This is a genomic window from Oscillochloris sp. ZM17-4 (assembly GCF_019599295.1).
In the GTDB taxonomy this organism is placed as follows: Bacteria; Chloroflexota; Chloroflexia; order Chloroflexales; family Chloroflexaceae; genus Oscillochloris.
Genome location: NZ_JAIEWN010000139.1, coordinates 1 through 2,289 on the forward strand (window position 1 = coordinate 1; position 2,289 = coordinate 2,289).

At 74.3% G+C, this 2,289-nt stretch carries 1 protein-coding gene; it reads left to right on the top strand.

The window, feature by feature from the left end; translation table 11 throughout:
- Positions 1–125: 125 nt before the first annotated feature.
- Positions 126–2,216 carry an amylo-alpha-1,6-glucosidase gene (locus K2Z83_RS28195; protein ID WP_220598499.1) on the top strand — a complete coding sequence of 697 codons (2,091 nt, stop codon included), beginning with the start codon at positions 126–128 and terminating at the stop codon, positions 2,214–2,216.
- Positions 2,217–2,289: the final 73 nt, after the last annotated feature.

Consider the following 2,289-nt stretch of genomic DNA (forward strand, 5'->3'; position numbering starts at 1 on the left):
TTCGACCTGATCTGCGACCGCCTGATCACCACGCTGCGCGGCGTGATCGAAGGCGACCGCTCGGTGCCCCGCCAGTCGCTCATCCAGCCCGAGCTGGTGGTGCGCGAGTCGAGCGGGGGCCGCCGATGAGACTCCGCTCCCGCCAGCTTGTCTTCGCCGGCCGCCGCCTGGAGAGCGGCGACGCCGACCCCGGCGCCGCGCCCTATGTGATCGGCGGGCCGTCGATGTACGCCATCGGCTACGGCTCGGCTGAGCTCGCCCCGATCGGCGCCGAGCATCTGGTCGGCGCGATGGGCGGGGTCTGGGCGCACCCGCTCCGCCTCGCCGACGGCCTCGCCGTGGATCTGCTCGGCCCCGACGGCGCCCCGCTGCCCGCCGAGGGCGCCGACCTGCGCGAGGATCTGGCCTCGGTGGCATGGGGCTGGCGCGCTGCCGGCCTGCGCGTCGAGCGCCACGACTCGGTGCGCCCCGACGCCCGCGCCTATGATCTGCTCCTCACGCTCACCAACCAGGCCGATCTGCCCGCATCCGGCGCCCTGCGCCTCTCCGCCCACCTTCAGTTCCTCGGCGCATGGTTCGGCGGGATCGCCAGCGATGGCGGCACCTTCCGCCAGCAGGACGCCCTCGTCGTCGGCCAGGACGGCATCCAGAGGGGCTGGGGGCTGGCCCTCGGATGTGCCGCCGCCCCGCCCGACTCCTGCGCGATCACGCCCCAGGATCGCGGGGCCCTGGTCGATCTGCGCTACCGCTTCCAGCTCGCCCCCGGCGAGACGCGCAGCTGGCCCCTCCTGCTTGTCGCCGATCCAATGGGCGGCGGACAGGCTGCGGCCACGCGATGGCAGGCGCTCAACGAGCTGAGCTCCGGGCGCGGCAAATCCTCGCCAGGCATGGCGGGCCAGGCAGCCCCCGCCGCCCAGGGCGCGGCCTCCCGGCCCCTGTCGCCCGACTCCCCGCTCCCCAGCCTCGCCTGCGCGACGGGCGACCTTGCCCTGCACTTCTCCCTGGCCCAGGCCAACCTATCCTTGCTGCGGGCCGACTACCCCGACCTGGGCGGCTACTTCCTGGCCGGGCTGCCCGAGTACCCCCAGCTCTTTGGCTGCGACACCGCCTACAGCGTGGCCGGGGCGAGCGCCGGCGGCTTCGCCGCCACCGCCCGCAGCTCCCTCGTCACCCTGGCCGGCTACGCCGCGCGGGCCTGCGGCCGGGTGCCCCACGAGATCACCACCAACGGGAGGGTCTTCCACCCCGGCAACATCCAGGAGACGCCCCAGCTCACCATCGCCGCCTGGGACTACCTGCGCTGGAGCGGCGACCTGGCCCTGGCCGGCGAGCTCTTCCCGACGCTGCGCGAGGGCGTGCGCGACCTGCTGCCGACGGCCTGCGGCCAGGGCCGGCCCTACCCCTATGGCGACGGCATGGTCGAGCGGATGGGCATGGGCTCGCGCAAGCTCGACAGCGCCTGCTACGCGATCGCCGGCCTGCGGGCGCTCGCCCAGATCGCCGCCGCCCTCGGCCACGCCGACGCGCCGGCCTACGCGGCGCGCGCCGAGGCCATCCGCGCCGCCTTCGAGCAGGACTGGTGGGTCGAGGCCGAGGGCCTCTATGGCGACTCGATGCACAGCGACGGCGCGCTCCAGCTCGACGGGCACTGGACGGCGGTGCTGCCGGTGCAGCTCGGCATCGCCGCGCCCGAGCGGGCCCGCCGGTCGCTCGCCCGCATCGACGGCGAGTTCGTCAACGCGTGGGGGCTCGTCCACACCCGCGGGCGCGAGGAGCTGGTCTGGACCCTGCCGACCGGCCTGCTCGCCCTGGCCCGCTTCGCCCACGGGCGCGCCGCCGAGGGCCTGCGCCTCGCCGAGAACATCGCCCTCACCGCCCGCTCCGGCGCGCTCGGCACCTTCAAGGAGCTCATCCCGCAGGGACTCTGCTTTATCCAGCTCTGGAGCGCCGGGCTCTACCTCCAGGCGATCATCGAGGGGCTGCTCGGGGTCAGCCCCGACGCGCCATCCCACCGCCTTGCGCTCGCCCCCTGCGTGCCCGCCGACCTCGCCCCCGTCACCCTGCGCGACCTGCGGGTGGGCGGGCATCTGATCGACATCACCGCCTCGGCGCGCGGGGTCAGCCTGCACCACCGCGCAGGCCCGCAGCCGCTCAGCCTGACCTACGCCGGGGCCACGCAGATCATCGCTGTGGGCGCGCGCTTCGAGCGCGAGTGAGACGCTCATAATCAGCAAAGGATCGCCCCCCATGCGCATCAACGTTAGGGCTGCCGCCCTAAAAACCGACGTT

Bases quoted from the DNA above. Each gene is read 5' to 3' on its own strand.
- K2Z83_RS28195 (WP_220598499.1), top strand. From the start codon at position 126: ATGAGACTCCGCTCCCGCCAGCTTGTCTTCGCCGGCCGCCGCCTGGAG.